Genomic DNA, 18,928 nt, shown 5'->3' with positions numbered 1-18,928 from the left:
TCCTAGCGAAATAGTCGAAGTTTGGGGCCCGCTCGTCTCCCCTCGGAGCCGCGAGGTGCCCGGTCGCATATGCTCGGCAGGTGGAAACGTTTTCGAGCAGCGACTCGGTCGGCCCGCAGCGGCGCGCCACCATGCGTGACGTCGCCGCCGTCGCGGGAGTGAGCCTGAGCACCGTCTCCCGCGTGGTCAACGGATCCGGCGCGGTGGCCCCCGAGGCGTTGCGCCGGGTGCAGGATGCGACCGCGCTGCTGGGCTACCGGCCAGACCGCCGGGCGAGCGCGCTGCGCCGCTCCGACGGTCGCTCCGGCCTCATCGGCCTCGTGGTGGACGACGTCGCCAACCCCTTCTTCTCCCAACTGCACCGCGGGGTCGACGAGGTGCTCACCGCCCACGGCTCCGTGGCGCTGGTGGCCGGGTCGGGGCGCGACCCGCGGCGCGAGGACGAGATTCTTTCGGCCTTCTCCTCCCACGGCGTCGACGGCCTCATCGTCGCGCCGGCCGGGCCGGAGACGGGCGCGTTGGAACGCGAACGGCGGGCGGGCGTGCCCGTCGTCGTCGTCGACCGCGCCCCCCGGGACTCCACGTTCGACAGCGTCATGGCGGACAACGCCGCCGGCGTCACCGCCGCGGTGGAGGCGCTCACCGCGGCTGGGCACCGACGCATCGCCTTCCTCGGGGGCCGGCGCGGCATCACCTCCACCGAGCAGCGTCTCGAGGGGTTCCGCACTGCGCTCGTCGCCCCCGGCGGGTACGACGACGCCCTAGTTCTCACCGAGGTGGAGGAGGAGGGCCTGCCGCACCGGCTAGACGCCATGCTCGCCGGGCAGCGGGCGCCGTCGGCGATCGTCAGCACTCAGAACGTGATCACGGAGTGGACCCTGCGTCACCTGCATGCGAGGAACTTGCAGCATCGAGTGGGCGTCGTCGGCTTCGATGACGTCCCGCTCGCCGAACTGCTCGACCCGCCGCTCAGCACCGTGATCGCTGACCCGGCGGAGATCGGGCGGGAGGCCGCGCGGATCCTGCTGGACCGGCTGGACGAGAGCGGCCCGCAGGAGCTGCAGGCGCGGGTGGTCGCGACCCGGCTCGTCCTGCGCGGCTCCGAGCGCGTGGGGGTGCCGGTGGAGTAGGAGGAACGGCGGCATCACGCAAGTGGCGGTTCCTGCCAAGTGCGCGTCCCTCCCGTGCAAGACCGCTCCCCGGTGCTCAGGCGAGAGTCGGTTGACGATTGGAGAGGATTCGGATGCAGCCAGATTCGCAGATTACCCTCGCGAGCGCTGAGCCACCGCAGGTCGACGCGCCGGCCGTGCGGCGCGGTCCGGAGCGGGCGCCGCGCAGGCGCGCGCCACGCCGGCGCATTTCGCCGCTGTGGTGGTTCCTGCTCCCGGCGGCGATCCCGTACGTCTTCGTCGTTATCATGCCCAGCGCTCAGGGCGCCGGGTTCGCGCTGACCGACTGGGACGGGCTCAACCCCGAGTGGTCCTTCGTCGGGCTCGACAACTTCATCCGAATGTTCAACGACTCTCAAGCGGTCCGGGCGATCGTCAACACGCTCCTGCTCGCCGTGGGGGTGACGATCGTGGAGAACATCATCGGGCTCGCTCTCGCGCTCGCGGTTAACTCCAAGATCAAGAGCCGGCACGCGCTGCGCCTGATCTTCTTCGCGCCCGTCGTCGTGCTCTCGATCGTCGTCGCCTTCCTCTGGCAGTTCATCTACACACCCAACGGGCCCATCAACGAGCTGCTGCGGCTCGTCGGCCTGGGCTCGTGGGCTCAGAATTGGCTCGGGGACCCCAACATCGCCCTGGGGGCGATCGCCGTCATGGTGGTCTGGCAGTTCGCCGGCTACGCGATGATCATCTACCTCGCCGGGTTGCAGGGCGTGCCGGAGGAGCAGATCGAGGCCGCTGCACTCGACGGCGCCAACGGCGTGCAGCGGTTCTGGTACATCGTGCGCCCGATGCTGGCGCCGGCCATCACCGTCAACCTCATGCTCTCCCTCATCCGGGGCCTGATGATCTTCGACCAGATCTGGGTCACCACACAGGGCGGGCCGGCGTCCTCGACGAACTCCCTGTCCACGCTCGTCTACCGCAACGCCTTCCAGTACGGCGAGTTCGCCTACAGCGCCGCCATGGCCGTCGTGCTGACCGTGTTCGTCGCGGTGCTCGGCGTCATCCAGTACCGCTTCCTGCTCAACACGAAGGGGAACAAGTGAACCGCTACACCTGGCGTACCGGCACACTCGAGAGCGGGATGTTGCTGCTCGCGCTGGCCTTCCTGTTCCCGATCTACATCCTGATCAACCTCGCCGTCCGCCCGGCGTCGGATCTGTCCTCGCCCCTCGCGCCCACATCCCGGCCCACGTTCGACAACTTTGCCCGGGCGTGGGAGGAGGCCAGCCTGGGCGGGGCGATCGGCAACTCCGTGGTGATCACCGTCGTTAGCGTCACACTGCTGGTGGTGCTCTCGGCGATGGCGGCCTACCCGCTCGCCCGGCTGACGTCCCGCTGGTCGGCGCCGGCGTTCTACGGGTTCATGGTGGGTCTGCTCGTGCCGTTCCAGCTGGGCCTCATCCCGCTGTACCAGACGTTCCGCGACCTCAACCTGATCGGCACGCTGGTCCCGCTGATCGTCATTTACGTCGGCATGAGGATCCCGTTCTCCCTGTTCCTGTACGTGCAGTTCCTGCGGCAGATCCCGCGTGACTACGAGGAGGCCGCCGCCCTCGACGGGTGCTCGCCCATCCAGGCGTTCTTCCGCGTGGTCTTCCCGCTGCTACGCCCGGTCACCGGCACGGTCGTGATCCTCAACGGACTGTTCATCTGGAACGACTTCCTTAAGCCGCTGCTCTACCTCAGCGGGAGCGGTAACCAGACGATCCCGGTGGCCATCTACAGCTTCGTCGGCCAGTACGCCACGGAGTGGGAGCTCGTCTTCGCAGCGCTCATCATCGGCGCCCTGCCGGTGCTGGTCGCGTTCTTCTTCATCCAGAAATCCCTCATGCAAGGTCTCGCCGGCGGGATCAAGGGCTGAGGGACCTTAACGGTCAAACACGTCCACCCTGACACAGCACAACATGCCCATCCCCCTGACACAGCACGACATGTCCATGCCCCTGACACAGCAACGGAAGGAATCACGTTGAGCACGACAGCGCGACGCACGAAGGGAGCGCTCGCCGCGATGGCCGCGGCGGCGCTGACCTTGACCGCGTGCAGCACCGACAACAGCGCAGGCGCCAGCTCCGGCGACGGCGGGAGCTCCGGGGGCGGGAAGTCCCTGAGCATCTTCTGGAAAGGTTCGGAGTCCGCGGGCATCGAGGCCGCGGTGGCCGCGTACCAGGAGCAGAACCCGGACCTCGACATCAAGCTGAGCACCGCCGACGTCGAGCAGTACCAGGCGACCATCCGCACCCAGCTGAGCGCCGGCACAGCCGCCGACGTCGTCTTCGTCTGGCCCGCCCGCGGCAACCCGGCGTCCATCGCCGAGATCGCGCCCGGCGGGTTCCTCGAGGATCTCTCCGACCGGTCCTGGGTGGAGAACTACCCGGACCCGATCCGCGAGCTGACGTCGATCGACGGCAGCGTGTACCTCATGGCCCCGGCCATCTCCTCCTGGGGTCCCTGGTACAACCAGACCGCCCTGGATGAGGCCGGCCTGACCCCGCCGTCGCAGTGGAGCGAGGTCATCCCGTTCTGCGAGGACGCCAAGGCGCAGGGCAAGGCGGCCTACGCGATCGGTTCGGCCACGCTGAACGCCAACCAGAACATCCTTTTCGGCCTCGTGCCGGACCTCGTCTACGCGACGAACCCCGACTTCGGTGAGCAGATCCGCTCCGGGGAGACCACCTTCTCCGAGGAGCCGGGCTGGGTCGAGGCGATGGACAAGTTCTCCCAGATGAACGAAGCCGGCTGCTTCAACAAGGACGCCACAGGTGCGAACCAGGAGGAGCAGAACCGGCTCGTCGCCACGGGTGAGGCCGTTGCCTACTTCGGCATCGCGACGCAGCTGGCGGCCATGGAGTCCCTCGCCCCCGACGTCGAGTTCCGCATCCACCCGTTCTCCGGTGACGACGACCCGAACACCAGTCTCATGGTCGCGTCGAACGCCGGTGGCGCGGCGGTGAACGCCGCGGCCAAGAACAAGGATGGCGCCTTCGACTTCGTCGACTTCCTGGGCAGCCCGGAGGGCATCGCCGCATACAACGGCGCGCTGGTGGGCACCGTCCCCGCCATCCCGACCGGCGAGGAGTACGACGACGTCAACCTGGTCACGACGAACGAGTATCTTTCCGATGGGCGGACAGTTCCGTTCCTCGACCAGGACTGGCCGAACCCGCGCATCCAGCAGGCCATGTTCTCCGGGGTGCAGTCGCTCCTCGCGGGCACCGGCACCGCCGAGGACATCCTGAAGGCGATGGACGCCGAGCTGGGCTAGTTGACCACCGCGATGGGCCGGGCCACCACGGCCCGGCCTATCGCCCTGCTGAGGGAAGTGCACGATGGCCGAGTCCGCGACGAGCGACGAGGGCCGCCGCGCGGTGCCCCGCCACGAGCTGGCGGAGACCGGCCGGAGCGGGCGCCCGCCGCGCCGGGTGACGAGCGCGGACGTGGCCAGGGCCTCTGGTGTCTCCCGTGCGACGGTGAGCTACGTGCTCAACGACGTCCCCGGGCGCTCGATCTCCACCGCTACGCGCGAGCTCGTCCTGCGCACCGCCAAGGAGCTCGGCCACGTGCCGTTCGCGCCGGCGCGGTCCCTACGGCTGGGCACCAGCAACATCGTGCTCGCCCTGGTGCGTGACTACGCCATCGGCTTCGTCTCGAGCCGGGTGCTGCGCCAGCTCGACGTCTCCCTCGCCGAGCACGGCTACGTGGTGCTCAGTCACCGCGTGGACGAGTCCGTGCGGCCGCTGGACGACCTGTGGCGGCTGGTCTCGCCGTCCCTCGTCGTCGGGATGGGCGGGCTGAACCTGCCCGACGACTTCGTCCCCCCGGGCGACGCGAAGGTCCTGCGGGTGCACGGCATCGTGCCGCACGAGGAGATCGGGCGCATGCAGGCCCGCTACCTGCACTCTCGGGGGCACCGGCGCCTGGGGTACGCCTTCCCGAGCAACCCCAGCCTCGAGCTGATCGCCCGCGAGCGGCTTGAGGGGGTACGCCAGGCCTGCCACGAGCTCGGCATCGGCCAGCCGGTCGTCGTCGACGTCGACACCGACGACCCCGAGACCGCGAGCGCGGCGATCGACCGCTGGCTCGGCACCGATGACGCTGTCGACGGCGTGTGCGCCCACAACGACGAGATCGCCATCATCCTCTCCTCCGCGCTGGCCAGCCGCGGCCTGCGTGCCGGCCACGACCTCGCCCTCATCGGGGTCGACGACATTCCCGCCGCGCGGCTGTCGCTGACCAGCATCGCGATCGACGCCGACGCCTGGGGCCGGTTCGTCGCGGACAGCGCCCTGGCCACACTGGAGAACCGGGAGCCACCTCATCTCGAACGAGACCTGCTGCGGCTGGTGGTGCGGGACACCGCCTGAGATGTGGTCGTGGTCTACCACCTGTGTCCGGTCGCCGGTCATCAGAGGCGAAGCGATGGGTGCACGCGGCAGCGAAGGCGAGAGAAGCCTGCTCGAAACAGGAGCCGAGGGCTGTCGATTCCGCTGGCGCCTTTGTAACGGGCCCTTCGACCGTGGCACTCCCGTGGCGGTCAAGCTCTCCAGCGGATTCGCCGAGCGAGCGCGCCGTCGCCCCGGGAACGATGAGGAGCGCGACGAGTAGGGCCGAGTGAGTGCCGGCCGTGAGGCCGTGGGCGCCAACTAAACCCCTACCTACGATCAGTTTGAGTTGGTTAGCGTCAACCACGAAAGCCGACCAGTCGAGCACCACTGCACCGTCTCGGTGACATGTCGGCCTTTGGTCTCGGCAGCCTCGGCCCGCGACGATGGGGGCTCTCCGTTCGCAGACCCTGCGACGGTGGATGAGTTCGTGCCACGGTTGTGCCACGGAATGGGCCCCTGCCACGGTTCTGCCACGGGTTCAGCAGCCACGTTCGGGTGCGATTGCGCGTGATCGGGAAGGTCTGCGAAACTCGTCTCGAGGGCCGGAGATCCGCGAAATTTGCGGTTTTTCGGGCTCCTGTGACAAACAGTCAGCCGTCTTAGCTGGGTAGGTCGGGAGATCTTCCGCCGGGAGAAGGTCGAGGGTTCGAGTCCCTCTAGCTCCACCGAATGGCCGCTGCCTGCGAGAACGCAGGCAGCGGCCAGTTGTTTATCCCGAATTCGTTCGCAATTTGCCGGGACCGGCTCCACGGTGGTTCAAGTCTGCCCACCGCAACGTGTGCCCGCCCACTCAGGGGAAAAGCCGCATCGTGCACGGCGGCATCGGCGACTCTGCGCCGCGATGCTTTGGCCTGCTCTCCGGGCGAGGAGCGCGGCAGGGTTGAATGGGTGCTTCTTCGTGCTTGCGGCGTAGGTGTGACGACGTTGTCTTTCGACCTTGCGACACACGGGCATGCGTCGTCGTGGGGTAGCACGGCGGCGATCTCAGGTCGTTGTCCGCCCTCGAAGCCGAGCTGCACTCTCGTCGCTCATCGGCGTTTTCGTGGACGCCGTCCCGTCGGGGGAGCGGCGCCAACCGGGCGGTGACCTCGTACCTTCGTCAAGGCATCGACGCAGAAGCAGGTTCTATAGTGCGGGTGGCAGTGGGGTCGGGCTGATTGCTGGGTTACTGCGCGCCTACGCGGAGCCAGTCCACTCGTGACTACCGTCAGGGAAGACCTGGCGCTTCCAGACCGGCAGGCGACGCTTCACCTCATTGACCAGTTCGGCGCACGCGGCGAATGCCTCGGCGCGGTGCGCCGCGGACACTGCAGCTGCGAGCGCTACGTCGCCGACGGCGAGTGTGCCGACGCGGTGCTGGACTGCGACGGCGTCGACGTCGGCTCGCGCGGCGATGTCGGCGGCGACCTCGGCGAGGATGCGCGCGGCGTCGGGGTGGCCGACGTACTCGATCTCGGTCACCGAGCGGCCCTCGTCGTGGTTGCGCACGACGCCGGAGAAGCTCACGACGGCGCCGGCCGCCGGGTCGTCAACGACCTTCGTGCAGAGGCTCGCGTCGGCGACGTCTTCGCGAACTTCGGCGATCGCCACGCGGTGAGCGGCTGGCGAGAGACGGGCGGGGACGGTCATGCTTCGCTCCCTCTGAGCATCGGGCTTCTCCGTGGTGGGGCGGAGTGGCCGGTCAGCCACCCGCGAACGGGGGGAGCACGTCGACGCGGACGGCGTCGCCAAAGGTGAGCGGCGCACTCCTGTCGTCGCACGTGACTCCATCGACGAGCAAGGCGCTGATCTCCAGGACGCGGCGAGCGCCCGGATGAGCGGCCGCGATGGCGGCTGCGAGGTTCTGTGCGTTCGCCCCTGCGGCGAGAAGGAGCCGTTCCTCGTGCAGGCCCACGGCCTCGGCGGCGGCGGCGAAGTACCGCAGATGGACGGTGATGGTCTGGGTGCTCGTGATGGTCGTATCAGCCTCCGATAGCGCTCATGAGCCGGTCTGGTTGGAGGAACCCGGGGTCGTCGATGCCGTGGCCCGCCAGCTTCCCCCAGTGGGCGCCACGCCAGATCTGCGCGAGCTCCTCGTCCGTGGAGCCGGAGCGCAGAGGGGTACGCAGGTCGTGCTCTGAGCGGGCGAAGAGACAGGTGCGGACCTGCCCGTCGGCCGTCAGCCGGGTGCGGTCGCATGCGCCACAGAAGTTGTCGGTGACCGCCGCGATGATGCCGACGGCGCCGAGGCGGCTTCCGTCGCGGTCGAGAACGTGCCACCGCTCGGCGGGAGCGGAGCCGCGCTCGGTGGCATCCGCGCGCCGCAGGTCGTAGCGGACCCGGAGGCGGGAGAGGATCTCCGCTGCGGAGACCATCTGCTCGCGGTTCCATGCCTCGTGCGGGCCCAGCGGCATCTGCTCGATGAAGCGCAACTCGTAGCCACGGCCGAGTGCATAGGTGAGCAGCTCGACGGCCTGGTCCTCGTTCTGGCCACGCATGAGTACGGCGTTGAGCTTGATCGGCGCCAGGCCGGCGTCGGCGGCGGCCTCGATGCCGGCGAGTACGTCGTCGAGCCGGTCACGCCGGGTGATCGCGGTGTACGTGGCTCGGTCGACGGAATCGAGAGAGACGTTCACCCGGCGGAGCCCGGCCTCGGCGAGGCCGTGGGCCCGGCGCGCCAGCCCCAGCCCGTTGGTGGTCAGTGAGGTCGCGGGCGGTTGCCCCTCATCGGTGCGCAGCGCCGAGGTTGCCTCGATGATCCGCTCGAGTCCCTTGCGCAGCAGGGGCTCGCCGCCGGTGAAGCGGATCTCCCGGACCCAGAGTCGTTCGACCGCGACGCGCAGGACGCGGATAACCTCGTCGTCGCTGAGCACCGTCGAGGTTGGTGCCCACTCGAGGCCCTCTGCGGGCATGCAGTACTGGCAGCGCAGGTTGCAGCGGTCCGTCAGGGACACCCGGAGGTCGCGTGCCGTTCTGCTGTAACGGTCGATGAGCGAGCGCGTAGCTGGGCGACCGGGCGCCGGTGCCGGGCGCCCTCCTCCGGCAACAGTGGCGCTTTCCGCGCGAGGCGGGACGAGAGGAATACCCAGGGGGACCGGCGCGGTGGTCGGCAGTGCCATGCAAGGGTCTCCTCGTGCTGGAGCGTGCCGCGCCGACGCGGAGGACGGCGGTCTTTCGTCACCGCAGTCGCCCTCAGGAGCGACGTGCGGGCGCAAGACGCCAGCGGCTCTAGACGCCCAGCCTGCCCGATGGTCGTGGAACCCGCGCTGTGGCACGCCACACTGTTTCTTGAGTCTGCTGTGGTGTTGGCCATGGCTTGCGTCAGGGGCGCCTTTCCATACTTGGAGCCCATTGCCAGGTCACAGGCGATCGATGAGATGGACCGACGAGAAGGAAGCGCAGGCACTCCATGGCAAGCAACTACGAGGGCAGCCGGGCTCTGGTTGTGGGCGGCTCGATCGGTGGGCTGACCGCCGGCCTGCTCCTCCGCGACCTGGGCTTCGACGTCACGGTCGTCGAGCGCACCCCGCAGGTGCTGTCCGGCCGCGGCGGCGGGATCGTCCTCCAGCCCGACACCCTCAGGTGGTTCGCCGAGCGCAGCCGGCGCAAGCCGGAGGAGGTCAGCACGTTCACGAACCACCTTCGCTACCTCGGCGCCGGCAACGCCGTGCTCCACGAGGAGTCCGTGGAGTGGCGTTACAGCTCGTGGAGCACCATCTACCGCGCCCTGTTCGAGGACTTCGACCCCGACCGCTACGTCCTGGGCGAGTTCGCCGCCGGCTTCAGCCAGGACGACGACGGCGTCGACGTCCGGTTCGTCAGCGGTCGCACCGAGCGCGCCGAGCTCGTCGTCTTCGCCGACGGGATCTCCTCGATCGGACGTCGCCGTCTCAGCCCGGACTCCGCCGCGAGCTACTCCGGCTACATCGGCTGGCGCGGCACGGTGCCGGAGCGAGAGGTCTCGCGAGAGACTCACGCGCTCCTAGGCGACGCGCTCGCCTACTCGGTCGGGCCCGACACCCACATCTGCATGTACCCCATCCCCGGCCCCGACGAGGCGTTGAGCGTGGGGGAGCGACTGCTCAACTACGTGTGGTACCGCAACGTTCCCGAGGGACCGGAGCTCGAGGAGATCCTCCTGGACAAGCAGGGGATCCCGCGTCCCGTCTCGGTGCATCCGGGGCAGGTCCAGGACCGGTACGTGGCCGAGATGAAGGAGGCCGCAAGGCGCCTGCTCGCACCCGCGGCCGCGGAGCTGGTGCAGCGGACGGCAGAGCCCTACATCCAGGCCGTCCTCGACATCCGTTCCGAGCGCATGGCGTCGGGGCGGGTGGCCGTCATCGGCGATGCCGCCTTCGCAGCCCGTCCGCACGCCGCGGCGGGGACGGCCAAGGCGGCCGCCGACGCCTGGGCCCTGGCCGAGACCCTCGAGGCAAGCGCGGGGGACATCGCCGGCGCGCTCGCCGTCTGGGAGCCGACACGTCTGAAGATCGGCAACGCGCTCGTCGACCGGGTGTCCCAGATGGGGGCGCGGTCCCAATTCCTGAACACCTGGACCCCTGGAGATCCCGAGCTGCAGTTCGGGCTGTACGGTCCGGGCATCCTCACCCAGGCCGCACCGGTTGCCTGACCACACCAACCCGGCCACGCCAGAACGCGGAGAAGGAGAGTAATGAAGGCACTCGTGTACGACGCCCCGGGCCAGATCGAGTGGCGGGAGCATCCCGACCCCACGATCCAGAACGACACCGACATCATCATGCGGGTCACGACGACGACGATCTGCGGGTCCGACGCCCACATCATCAAGGGCGGGGTGCCGGACACACCCGCGGGAACGGTCCTCGGCCATGAGGGCGTCGGCGTCGTCGAGGAGGTCGGGGCTTCCGTCAGCAACGTGAAGCCAGGCGACCGGGTCATCGCCACCTGTGTCAGCGGGTGCGGCTACTGCCGTTTCTGCACCGCGGGGATGGTCGGACAGTGCCAGAACTCGGGCGGGTGGGCACTCGGCCACCTCGTCGACGGGCTGCAGGCCGAGTACGTGCGCATCCCGTTCGCCCAGAACTCGCTGTACAAGATCCCGGACGAGCTCGACGACGAGCAGGTCCTGTTCCTCACCGACATCCTGCCGACCGCGTACGAGGTCGGGATCCTGCGCGGCGAGGTCGGGCCCGGCGACACCGTCGTGATCGTCGGTGCAGGCCCCGTGGGGCTCTCCGCCACACTGACGGCGCAGCTCTTCAGCCCGGCCAACGTCGTCGTCGTCGACCTCGTCGAGAGCCGGCGGGCGAAGGCGCTGGAGCTCGGCGCCACGCACGCGGTCTCCCCAGAAGCGGCGCGCGAGGTCGTGAACGAGCTCACCGGAGGCCTCGGGGCGGACGTCACCATCGAGGCCGCCGGCTTCCCGGCCCCGTTCGAGCTGGCCGCCGCGCTCGTCCGCCCCGGCGGGCGCATCGCCAACATCGGCGTGCACGAGGAGCCGGCCATGCTGCACCTCGAGAGCCTGTGGGCGAAGCAGATCACGCTCACCACCGGCATCCCATCGGCGCTCAGCGTCCCGACGCTGATGAAGGCCATCGCGGCCGGCACGCTCGACGGGACCACACTGATCACCCATCGCCTGCCACTTCAGGAGATGAAGCAGGGGTACGAGATCTTCCGTAACGCTGCGGACACGAACGCGCTGAAGGTGGTGCTGAACCAGTGACGACATCAGGCTTCCTCAACGACCTCCCGCTCGCCGGATCTCTGGTCGGAGAGAACTTCGAGGGCTGGTCCGACGAGTTGAAAGTGGAGTTTGAGCTGTTGGCCTTCGACGGCCACGTCGGCTCCCGGCTGCTGAGCGAGAACGACCGGGTCCGGGTTTGGGAGATTCGGCTCGCGCCCGGCGAGCGCTGGCACGCTCACCGCCACGTCCTCGACTACTTCTGGACTGCCGTGACCGCCGGCAAGAGCCGTCAGCACACCTTCGACGGGACGACCCGCGAGGTGGCGTACGAGGCGGGCGAGACCCGGCACTTCCACTTCGGGCCGGGGGAGTACCTGCTCCACGACATCGAGAACATCGGGACCGAGGAGCTGGTCTTCACCACGGTCGAGCACCTGGACAGCGACAACGCCCCGCTGCCGGTCGGAAACGACTGACTTCAGGGAGTGTCGCGCTCTACTGAGCCGGGACGGGCGCAGCGGGGGCAGACCTCGCGAGCGCTCGTCCCGGCGTGTCTGGTGGCCGCAGCAGGCGGTTGGGGCCTCACGGCTGCCGGGGCCGGCGCCGGCACACTCGCGACCCGCTACGACACGAGTCTCGTCGTCATCGGTCTGCTGACGACGGTGCTCGCCGTGCCCTACGCCGCGATGCAACTGCCGGCCGGTCATCTGGTGGACCGTTTCGGCGCTCGCCGCACGGCGCTGGTCGGTCTCGGCGTGGTCGTGCTGTCCTACGTGGCTGCTGTCGTCGTGCCGGTCCTGGCGGTCGCCTTCGGTGCCCGGATCCTGGCTGGTGCCGGGAGCGCGGTCGGGTTCGTGGTGGGCGCCGACCTGGCCCGCCGCGCGGGTGTCGGGCCGGTCGGTCTCGGCGTGTTTGGCGGGGCGGCCATCGGTTCCGGTGGGCTGGCCGTCGGCGTCGTCCCGGCGCTCGAGCCGCTCCTCGGGTGGAGCGCGGCGTGGGTGACCTGTGCGGCTACCGCTGCAGCCGCCATCGTCGCGGTGGCCGTGGGGGTGGATGCGCCGTCGGCCCGCGCGGCGCGCCCGGCCCGACTCGCTGCCGGCCCCTCAGTGCTGGGCGACGGTGAGCTTTACCGGCTCGCCGCCGTCCATGGCGTCACGCTTGGGCTCGGTGTGGTGCTCGGCAACTGGGCGGCGGTAATCCTTCATGACCGCTGGGGCCTGCCGTCCGGCGCCTCCTCGGCGATCGCCTCGCTGGTCTTGCTGACGACCATCGTCAGTCGGCCGCTGGGCGGCTACCTCGCCGAGCGGTTCCCGCACCAGATGCGGTGGGTGGTCGCGCTTGCGCTCGCGGTATGTGCCATCGACACGGTGGCGCTGGCGTTCCCCTCGACCGCCGCGGTCGCCGTGGCCGTCGTGCTCACCCTCGGGGTGGCGAGCGGGCTGCCCTTCGCCGCGGTGCTCGCCTCCGCCCAGCGATGGCGGCCCGACCGGCCCGCCGCGGCGGTCGGGCTCCTCAACGCGATGGCCAACTCGCTCGTCGTCATCGGAACTCCGCTGCTAGCCGCCGCCATCGAGAGCGGGCAGAGCGTCCTCGCACTGAGCGTCACCGGCGCACTCTGGCTGGTACCGGTCGCCGCGCTGCCCAGATCGCTCAGCCGGACGTCGTCGCGCCGGCGATCTGCACGACCTGGTCCGCCATGAGCGCCAGGCCGACATGGATGACGGAGTCGGTGTCAGCCACGGACATTCGCAGCAGCTCTTCCGCCCGCCGAACGCGCAGGCCGACGGTGTTCGGGTGCACGTGGAGCTCAGCCGCGGTCTCGGCCGTGTTGAGGTTGTGCCTCAGATAGGCGTCCAGGGTCTGGGTCAGCGACGTGCCGCGCTTCTCGTCGTACGTACGCAGCGGCCCGAGCACGCGGTCGGTGAACGCGACGAGCTCCTCGATGTGCTCGAGCTGGAGCAACAGGCCGAGCGGTCCGAGGTCGGCGAGCGTGACCGTCGTGTCGGTGCGGCCGCGAAGCCGTGCCAGCTCGACCGCCCCGCGGCTCAGCCGGAAGGCGCGGCCGTACTCCTCGAGGGAGCGGCACAGCGGCGAGACGGCGACCGAAAGTGTGCCGCGGCCGCCGGCCCGCCGGAACGCCGTGCGTATCTTGTCCGCGACGGCGGCTGTCGCGCCCGTGCTGCCGGTTCTTGGCCACAGCGCAACGACGTACGCCCCGGTCTGCGCCACCAGGGGGCGGGGGCGCACGGGCGATGCCACGGCCCGGACGGTGCTCAAGATCCTCGGGACGACGTCCTCGATGTCGGCGTCGGCCCGGGCGACGAGAGCGATATGGGGCTGGCCGAGGTCGTGACCCATGCGCTCCGCACGCGGAACGAGCGTGGCCCGGGCGGCCGGATTGGCGGTGATCAGGTCGGTCACCAGTTCCCCGGCCATGCGCCATTCGACCTCCAGGGCCGTTCGCATCCGCAGCAGTTCCAGCGCCAGGACGGTGGCAGCGTGCTCGACCGCGCGGTGGTCGAGCGGCGCGAGATCCGCGACCCGGCCTGGCAGCCAGATCCTCGCGACGACCTCCCCGTCGAGCTGCACCGGCGCGGCCATGCGCGGCCCGGGCGTCACCGCGCCTTGCCAGTCCGGAACGTCGACCAGAGCGCCCGTCACGCCGGCCTGGACCAGGACCGCCCGCAGGGCGTCCTGCTGCTCGTCGTCCGGGACGTCGAGTGTCACCCCGTCAACGGGGACGGAGGCGAGCGGCCGTCCGGAGGCGTCCTCGACGAGGACCGGCCGTGCCAGCAGCTCGCAAAGCGCCTCGGCGACCCCGGCCACGCCACCCTCGCGGAGAGCGACGTCGGTCAGGCGCTGGTGGATCGCCTCGCCCTGGCGCAGGAGGCCGTGCTGTTCCTCCAGCGAGGTATTGAGGTCGCGGAGGTCGGCGATGGTCCGGGCCTCAGCGGCGCGCATCCGCGTCGTGGCGATCGCGACGGCCGCCTGGTTCGCCAGCGTGGTGAGCAGCTCGACCTCGTCCTCGGCGAACTCGTGCGACCGGGTCGTGTAGCAGTTGAGCGTGCCCAATGCCGAACCGGACACCAGCAGGGGGACGGCAATCATCGAGGTGAAGCCCTGCGCCCTCGCGCCGAGGCCCCACGGTTCGAAGGCGGGGTCCGAGCCGGTGTCGATGACCTGGACCGGGCGGTGCGTCAGAAAAGCTCGGCTCGACGGCGCCTGCGTCTCGCCCTCGCGCAGCACGATGGGGTGCTGGGCGTTGACGTTGGCGATGTACTCCGCCGAGAGGCCGTGCGACCCCTCGATGAGCAGGGCGCTTCGGTCGGCATCGGCCAGCAGCACACCGCAGAAGTCGAAGCCCATGAGACGGCAGGCCGTCTCAGCCACCAGGTTCAGCAGTGCGGGCAGGGATACCGGCTGGTTGACAGCGGACGCGATCTCGGCGACGCCGTGCAGCCAGTCCTGAAGTTCGAGGCGAGGGATCGACACGATCGGCACTGTGCCACGCCCCACGGAGCGCCCTCAACACAGTGACACTAGCCAGGCGGCGTCGACCGCGGGGTGTGGCGTGACACAGTCTGATCCCCCGACACAGTGGCGGCATCCATTGGTGTAGGTCCAACGTCCCGGCAGAGTGGCGTCCTAATCGGTTGTGCGCCGAGAAGGTTCTCGGTGGGTGTTTGTCTGAAGGAGAGCGATGAAGCCCCCCGCACTGGCTTACGGCGGCTCTGCTGTCGAGGCCACCGACGCCCGGAAACCTGGCCCCTGCCGCAAAGGAGCGCGATGAAGCCGTCGGCCTTCGCCTACTACGATCCCGAGACGCTCGACGAGGCGGCCGCGCTCAAGCGTGAGCACGGCTCCGACGCCCTGATCCTCGCCGGCGGGCTCAGTCTCATGCCGCTCATCAGCATGCGCATCACCCGGCCCAGGGTGCTCATCGACATCAACCGAATCGCCGAGCTGCAGAGGGTCGGACGGAACGACGGTCACATGGAGATCGGTGCGGGCGTGCGCCAGCACGCCGTCGAGGTCGACGCCGAGGTCAGGGAGCAGCTTCCCCTGGTGGCGGAGATGGTGACCTACATCGGGCACCCCGAGATCCGCCACCGCGGCACCGTGGGCGGGAGCCTCTCCTTCGCCGACCCCGCCACCGAGCTGCCCTGTGCCTCCGTCACGCTCGACGCCGAGATGGTCGTGGCAGGCCCTACAGGCACCCGCATCGTGAAGGCGAGCGACTTCTTCGTCGGCGCGATGGCCAACGCCATCGGCCCCGACGAGCTGCTCGTCGCCGTGCGGATCCCCGCCGAGCCGCCCGGCCGGCACGGATTCGTCGAGGTCTCCCGCCGCGTGGGCGACCGGCCGCTCGCTGCGGCCGCCGCGCAGATCGCGCTCGACGACGACGGCCGGGTCGTCTCGGCCGCCGTCGGCGTGGCGAATATCGCCGACCGCCCGCTGCGCGCCACGGCCGTCGAGCAGGCCCTGCTCGGTCAGGTGCCCACGGACGAGCTCATCACCGAGGCGGCGCAGACGGTCGCTGAGCAGGTGAGCAACGGCGACGACATCCACGCCACACGGGCGTACCGGAAGCACGTCGCCGCGGTCATCACCGCGCGCTCGATCAGGGCTGCGGTCACCCGCGGCACGAGAGGAGACCAGTCATGACGACGCAGTCCACCGCCCCCGACAGGGCCTACCGCCGCCAGATCACCGCCACAGTCAACGGCCGCGACGTCACCCGCGACGTCGACACCCGCACCACGCTCGCCGACTGGCTCCGTGACGACCTCGACCTGGTCAGCGTGCACCTGGGCTGTGAGCAGGGCGCGTGCGGCTCCTGCAACGTCCTGCTGGACGGGCAGTCCGTCCGGTCCTGCCTCATGCTCGCCGTCCAGGCCGAGGGTCACGAGATCGAGACCGTCGAGAGCCTGTCCGCCAACCCGCAGGACCTGCACCCCATCCAGGAGGCATTCCACGAGGAGCACGGCCTCCAGTGCGGGTTCTGCACGCCGGCGATGGTCCTGCGGGCCAAGGAGATGCTCACCGAGCGGCGCGACCGCACCGACGCGGAGGTGCGCGACGGCATCTCCGGCATCCTGTGCCGCTGCACCGGGTACCAGAACATCGTCAACGCCGTGCAGTGCGCTGCCCGAAAGCTCGCCGCCGACGGACCGGCGCCGATGGCGGCCGGAGTGGGCACGGGCGGCCCGCGTCCCGACCAGGATGGGAAGGCCTGAGACATGACCGAGACGACCCAGGTGACCAGCACGAGCCGGGAGTACCGCAGCGGCACCGAGAGCGTGCCCGCCCCGCCCGGCAGCAAGCACAAGTACATCGGGCGCAGCATGAAGCGGGTCGAGGATCCGCGCCTGCTCGTCGGGCGCGGCGGATTCATCTCCGACCTGCGCCTCCCCGGGCTCAAGCACGCGGCCGTGTACCGCAGTCCCGTCGCCCACGGTCGGATCGTCTCCATCGACGCCACCGAGGCGCTGAACATCCCCGGCGTCGTCGCCGTTGTCACGGGCGAGGACTGCAAGGCGCAGATGAACCCCTGCATGAACTTCGGTCCCACCACGATCCCGCAGTACCCGCTCGCCGTCGACAAGGTCCGCTACTACGGCGAGGCGGTGGTCGCCGTGATCGCCGACAGCCGCTACATAGCCGAGGACGGCGTCGACGCGCTCAAGGTGGAGATTGAGGAGCTGCCTCCGGTGGTCGACCCGATGGCCGCCCTCGAGCCGGACTCACCGCTGCTGCACGAGGAGCACGGCTCCAACCTCGCCTACGAGCGGACCTTCACCTTCGGCGAGGTGGACAAGGAGTTCGCGGAAGCGGACATCGTCGTCTCCGATCGGCTGCACTGGGGCCGCTCGGCCGGCACCCCCATGGAGACCACGGGCGCCATCGCGCGTCCTGGCCTCAATGGGGTGCTGGAGATCTACTGCAACTCCATCAACTTCACCTATTTCTCCTGGCTCATCGCCACGGCCCTGAAGCTGCCGAGCAACCGCATCACCCTGCACCCGGTGCCGGCGGGCGGCAGCTTCGGCTCCAAGTTCACGGCGCACAAGGTGCCGACGCTGGCCGGGTTCCTCGCCCTGCAGGTGAACCAGCCGGTGGCGTACATCGAGGACCGCCTCGACCACACGATGAACTCCGACCACCACGCCTCGGACAGGTACTACGACGCCAGCCTGGCGCTGAAGGCCGACGGCACGTTCGTGGCGCTCGACATCGACGTCATCGACGACTACGGCGCGTACCTGCAGTTCGGCGTTGGGACCCACGGCAACGCGCTCTCGCAGTCCGTCGGGCCGTACCGGATCGGGAACCTGCGCTACCACCTGCGCGCGGTCGTGACGAACAAGTGCCAGCAGGGCGCCTACCGCGGTTTCGGGTCGGAGGTACAGAACTGGGTCCTCGAGCGGCTCGTCGACCTCGCCGCCAAGGAGACCGGCCTGAAGCCCGAGGAGATCCGCCGAAAGAACTTCATCCAGCCCGAGCAGTTCCCTCATAAGATCCCTGGCGGCAACCTCTACGACTCCGGCAACTACGACGCCGTGCTCGACGAGGCGCTGTCGCTCGTCGACCTGGACCACTGGCGTCAGGAGAAGGAGCGGCTGCGCGAGGAGGAGGGCCGCTACATCGGCATCGGCCTGGTTTCCACCCAGGAGCGCAGCGTGTTCAGCTCCACCGAGTTCTGGTACTGGTTCGACGAACCCGGCTTCCCGGTGACCTCCAGCCCGGAGAGCGCGACCGTATCGATCGATCCCACCGGCGAGTTCCAGGTAGTGCTGCACTCGCAAGCCATGTGGGGCAACAGCCCGGAGACCGTCGCGGCCATGGTCGTCGCGGAGGAGTTCGGCGTCGACCCGGCCAAGGTCAACATCCGCTACGCCGACTCCGCCCACGCCCTGCCCGGCACCGGGCCCGGCGGCAGCCGCTTCACCGTCATGGTCACCGGAGCCATCCGCGGCGCGTCGAGGAAGCTGCAGAAGAAGGTGATCGAGATCGCCGCGCACACCCTCGAGGTGCCGCCGGAGGACATGGAGATCACCGACGGACGCGTGCAGGTCAAGGGCGCACCCGAGGTGGGGCAGGCGCTCGCCGAGGTGGCCGCCACCGCGTACTTCTTCGCGCTCAACCTCCCGCCGGGCGTGACGAGCGGCCTGGAGGAGCAGTACACCTACGACCACCCGATCACGACGATGCCGGCGCCGGACCGCAGTGACCTGGGCATCTTCTACCCGATCATGGGGCACAACTGCCACATCGCCGTCGTCGAGGTCGACCCAGACACCGGGATCATCAAGATCCTTGACTACGCCGCCGTCCACGACGCCGGCACGATCGTCAACCCGATCACGTTGGGTGGGCACGTCACCGGCGGCACCGCCCAGGGCATCGGCACCGCCCTGCTCGAGGAGCTCCCGTACGACGAGAACGGGCAATTCCAAGCCACCTCCTTCCGCGACTACCTCGTCCCGACGGCGCACGAGGTGCCGCCCATCAAGCTCGGCCACGTCGAGACGCCCTCGCCCTACACCGAGTTCGGTATCAAGGGCGGCGGTGAGGGCGGCCGGATGGCGACACCCGGGGTGCTGTCGGCGGCCATCGACGATGCGCTGGCAGAGTTCGGCATGCGGGTGCGCGAGCTGCCGATCAAACCGTCGGCGATCGTCTCGACCGTGGTCGAGTCGAGGGCCCAGCAGTAGGGGATT

General features: G+C 69.5%; 16 protein-coding genes. 12 read left to right on the top strand and 4 right to left on the bottom strand.

All coding sequences use genetic code 11. The features are described from left to right. Positions 1–80 precede the first annotated feature (80 nt). The 5 genes from GD970_RS08055 (at position 81) to GD970_RS08035 (ending at position 5,539) form a co-directional block, all read left to right on the top strand. A complete protein-coding gene (locus GD970_RS08055; RefSeq protein WP_152202371.1) occupies positions 81–1,130 on the top strand; it encodes a LacI family DNA-binding transcriptional regulator in 1,050 nt (349 codons plus the stop codon). Positions 1,131–1,417: 287 nt separating this feature from the next. Further along, positions 1,418–2,218: a carbohydrate ABC transporter permease gene (locus tag GD970_RS08050; protein WP_211489659.1), complete on the top strand. Its 801-nt coding sequence runs from the start codon at positions 1,418–1,420 to the stop codon at positions 2,216–2,218. Continuing rightward, complete coding sequence (locus tag GD970_RS08045; RefSeq protein WP_152202369.1) at positions 2,215–3,036, top strand: carbohydrate ABC transporter permease; 822 nt, start codon at positions 2,215–2,217, stop codon at positions 3,034–3,036. The genes GD970_RS08050 and GD970_RS08045 overlap by 4 nt, the downstream gene beginning before the upstream one ends. Positions 3,037–3,144: 108 nt before the next feature. After that, entirely contained in the window at positions 3,145–4,440 is a 1,296-nt protein-coding gene (locus tag GD970_RS08040) for an ABC transporter substrate-binding protein (protein WP_152202368.1), read from the top strand. Positions 4,441–4,504: 64 nt separating this feature from the next. Further along, positions 4,505–5,539: a LacI family DNA-binding transcriptional regulator gene (locus GD970_RS08035; protein ID WP_152202367.1), complete on the top strand. Its 1,035-nt coding sequence runs from the start codon at positions 4,505–4,507 to the stop codon at positions 5,537–5,539. Positions 5,540–6,736: 1,197 nt separating this feature from the next. Here GD970_RS08035 and GD970_RS08030 read toward each other — a convergent pair. From GD970_RS08030 to moaA, 3 genes are read right to left on the bottom strand one after another with little or no spacing between them, the layout of a single operon-like run. Next, complete coding sequence (locus GD970_RS08030) at positions 6,737–7,189, bottom strand: molybdenum cofactor biosynthesis protein MoaE (RefSeq protein ID WP_152202366.1); 453 nt, start codon at positions 7,187–7,189, stop codon at positions 6,737–6,739. A 52-nt stretch (positions 7,190–7,241) separates the two neighbouring features. Beyond that, positions 7,242–7,484, bottom strand: coding sequence for a MoaD/ThiS family protein (locus tag GD970_RS08025; RefSeq protein ID WP_226925228.1), 243 nt, complete (start codon positions 7,482–7,484; stop codon positions 7,242–7,244). A 37-nt stretch (positions 7,485–7,521) separates the two neighbouring features. Continuing rightward, the gene (gene moaA / locus GD970_RS08020) at positions 7,522–8,658 is read right to left on the bottom strand and encodes a GTP 3',8-cyclase MoaA (RefSeq protein WP_152202365.1); all 1,137 of its coding nucleotides are present in this window, start codon (positions 8,656–8,658) and stop codon (positions 7,522–7,524) included. Positions 8,659–8,948: 290 nt separating this feature from the next. Between moaA and GD970_RS08015 the strand changes: the two genes are divergently transcribed. The 4 genes from GD970_RS08015 (at position 8,949) to GD970_RS08000 (ending at position 12,907) form a co-directional block, all read left to right on the top strand. Continuing rightward, positions 8,949–10,169 (top strand): FAD binding domain-containing protein, encoded by a 1,221-nt coding sequence (locus GD970_RS08015; protein ID WP_152202364.1) that lies wholly within the window; start codon positions 8,949–8,951, stop codon positions 10,167–10,169. Positions 10,170–10,211: 42 nt separating this feature from the next. Then, entirely contained in the window at positions 10,212–11,246 is a 1,035-nt protein-coding gene (locus tag GD970_RS08010; protein ID WP_152202363.1) for an alcohol dehydrogenase catalytic domain-containing protein, read from the top strand. Further along, complete coding sequence (locus GD970_RS08005; protein WP_152202362.1) at positions 11,243–11,683, top strand: cupin domain-containing protein; 441 nt, start codon at positions 11,243–11,245, stop codon at positions 11,681–11,683. Before GD970_RS08010 ends, GD970_RS08005 begins: the two co-directional genes overlap by 4 nt. An 81-nt stretch (positions 11,684–11,764) precedes the next feature. Further along, positions 11,765–12,907, top strand: a complete 1,143-nt coding sequence (locus tag GD970_RS08000) for an MFS transporter (RefSeq protein ID WP_170297159.1) — start codon at positions 11,765–11,767, stop codon at positions 12,905–12,907. Here the strand turns inward: GD970_RS08000 and GD970_RS07995 are convergent. Continuing rightward, on the bottom strand, positions 12,858–14,699 hold the full coding sequence (locus GD970_RS07995; protein WP_211489658.1) for a helix-turn-helix domain-containing protein: 1,842 nt from the start codon (positions 14,697–14,699) through the stop codon (positions 12,858–12,860). The two genes, GD970_RS08000 and GD970_RS07995, sit on opposite strands and share 50 nt — an antisense overlap. A 294-nt stretch (positions 14,700–14,993) precedes the next feature. Here GD970_RS07995 and GD970_RS07990 point away from each other — a divergent pair, with 294 nt between their 5' ends. The 3 genes from GD970_RS07990 to GD970_RS07980 are packed head-to-tail and all read left to right on the top strand — an operon-like array spanning position 14,994 to position 18,922. Continuing rightward, positions 14,994–15,872, top strand: a complete 879-nt coding sequence (locus tag GD970_RS07990) for an FAD binding domain-containing protein (RefSeq protein WP_152202359.1) — start codon at positions 14,994–14,996, stop codon at positions 15,870–15,872. Beyond that, positions 15,869–16,444, top strand: a complete 576-nt coding sequence (locus GD970_RS07985; RefSeq protein WP_152202358.1) for a (2Fe-2S)-binding protein — start codon at positions 15,869–15,871, stop codon at positions 16,442–16,444. The genes GD970_RS07990 and GD970_RS07985 overlap by 4 nt, the downstream gene beginning before the upstream one ends. A 3-nt stretch (positions 16,445–16,447) precedes the next feature. Next, positions 16,448–18,922, top strand: a complete 2,475-nt coding sequence (locus GD970_RS07980) for a xanthine dehydrogenase family protein molybdopterin-binding subunit (protein ID WP_152202357.1) — start codon at positions 16,448–16,450, stop codon at positions 18,920–18,922. The last annotated feature ends 6 nt before the right edge of the window (positions 18,923–18,928 follow it).

Origin of the sequence: Georgenia thermotolerans (genome assembly GCF_009193185.1) — a bacterium.
Taxonomy (GTDB): Bacteria; Actinomycetota; Actinomycetes; order Actinomycetales; family Actinomycetaceae; genus Georgenia; species Georgenia thermotolerans.
The sequence above is the reverse complement of the archived record's forward strand: the minus strand, read 5'-3'. Positions and strand labels throughout refer to the sequence as shown.

Coding starts and splice junctions, on each gene's coding strand:
- GD970_RS07985 (WP_152202358.1), top strand. CDS start 15,869: ATGACGACGCAGTCCACCGCCCCCGACAGGGCCTACCGCCGCCAGATC.
- GD970_RS08030 (WP_152202366.1), bottom strand. CDS start 7,189: ATGACCGTCCCCGCCCGTCTCTCGCCAGCCGCTCACCGCGTGGCGATC.
- moaA (WP_152202365.1), bottom strand. CDS start 8,658: ATGGCACTGCCGACCACCGCGCCGGTCCCCCTGGGTATTCCTCTCGTC.
- GD970_RS08035 (WP_152202367.1), top strand. CDS start 4,505: ATGGCCGAGTCCGCGACGAGCGACGAGGGCCGCCGCGCGGTGCCCCGC.
- GD970_RS08015 (WP_152202364.1), top strand. CDS start 8,949: ATGGCAAGCAACTACGAGGGCAGCCGGGCTCTGGTTGTGGGCGGCTCG.
- GD970_RS07980 (WP_152202357.1), top strand. CDS start 16,448: ATGACCGAGACGACCCAGGTGACCAGCACGAGCCGGGAGTACCGCAGC.
- GD970_RS08010 (WP_152202363.1), top strand. CDS start 10,212: ATGAAGGCACTCGTGTACGACGCCCCGGGCCAGATCGAGTGGCGGGAG.
- GD970_RS08050 (WP_211489659.1), top strand. CDS start 1,418: ATGCCCAGCGCTCAGGGCGCCGGGTTCGCGCTGACCGACTGGGACGGG.
- GD970_RS07990 (WP_152202359.1), top strand. CDS start 14,994: ATGAAGCCGTCGGCCTTCGCCTACTACGATCCCGAGACGCTCGACGAG.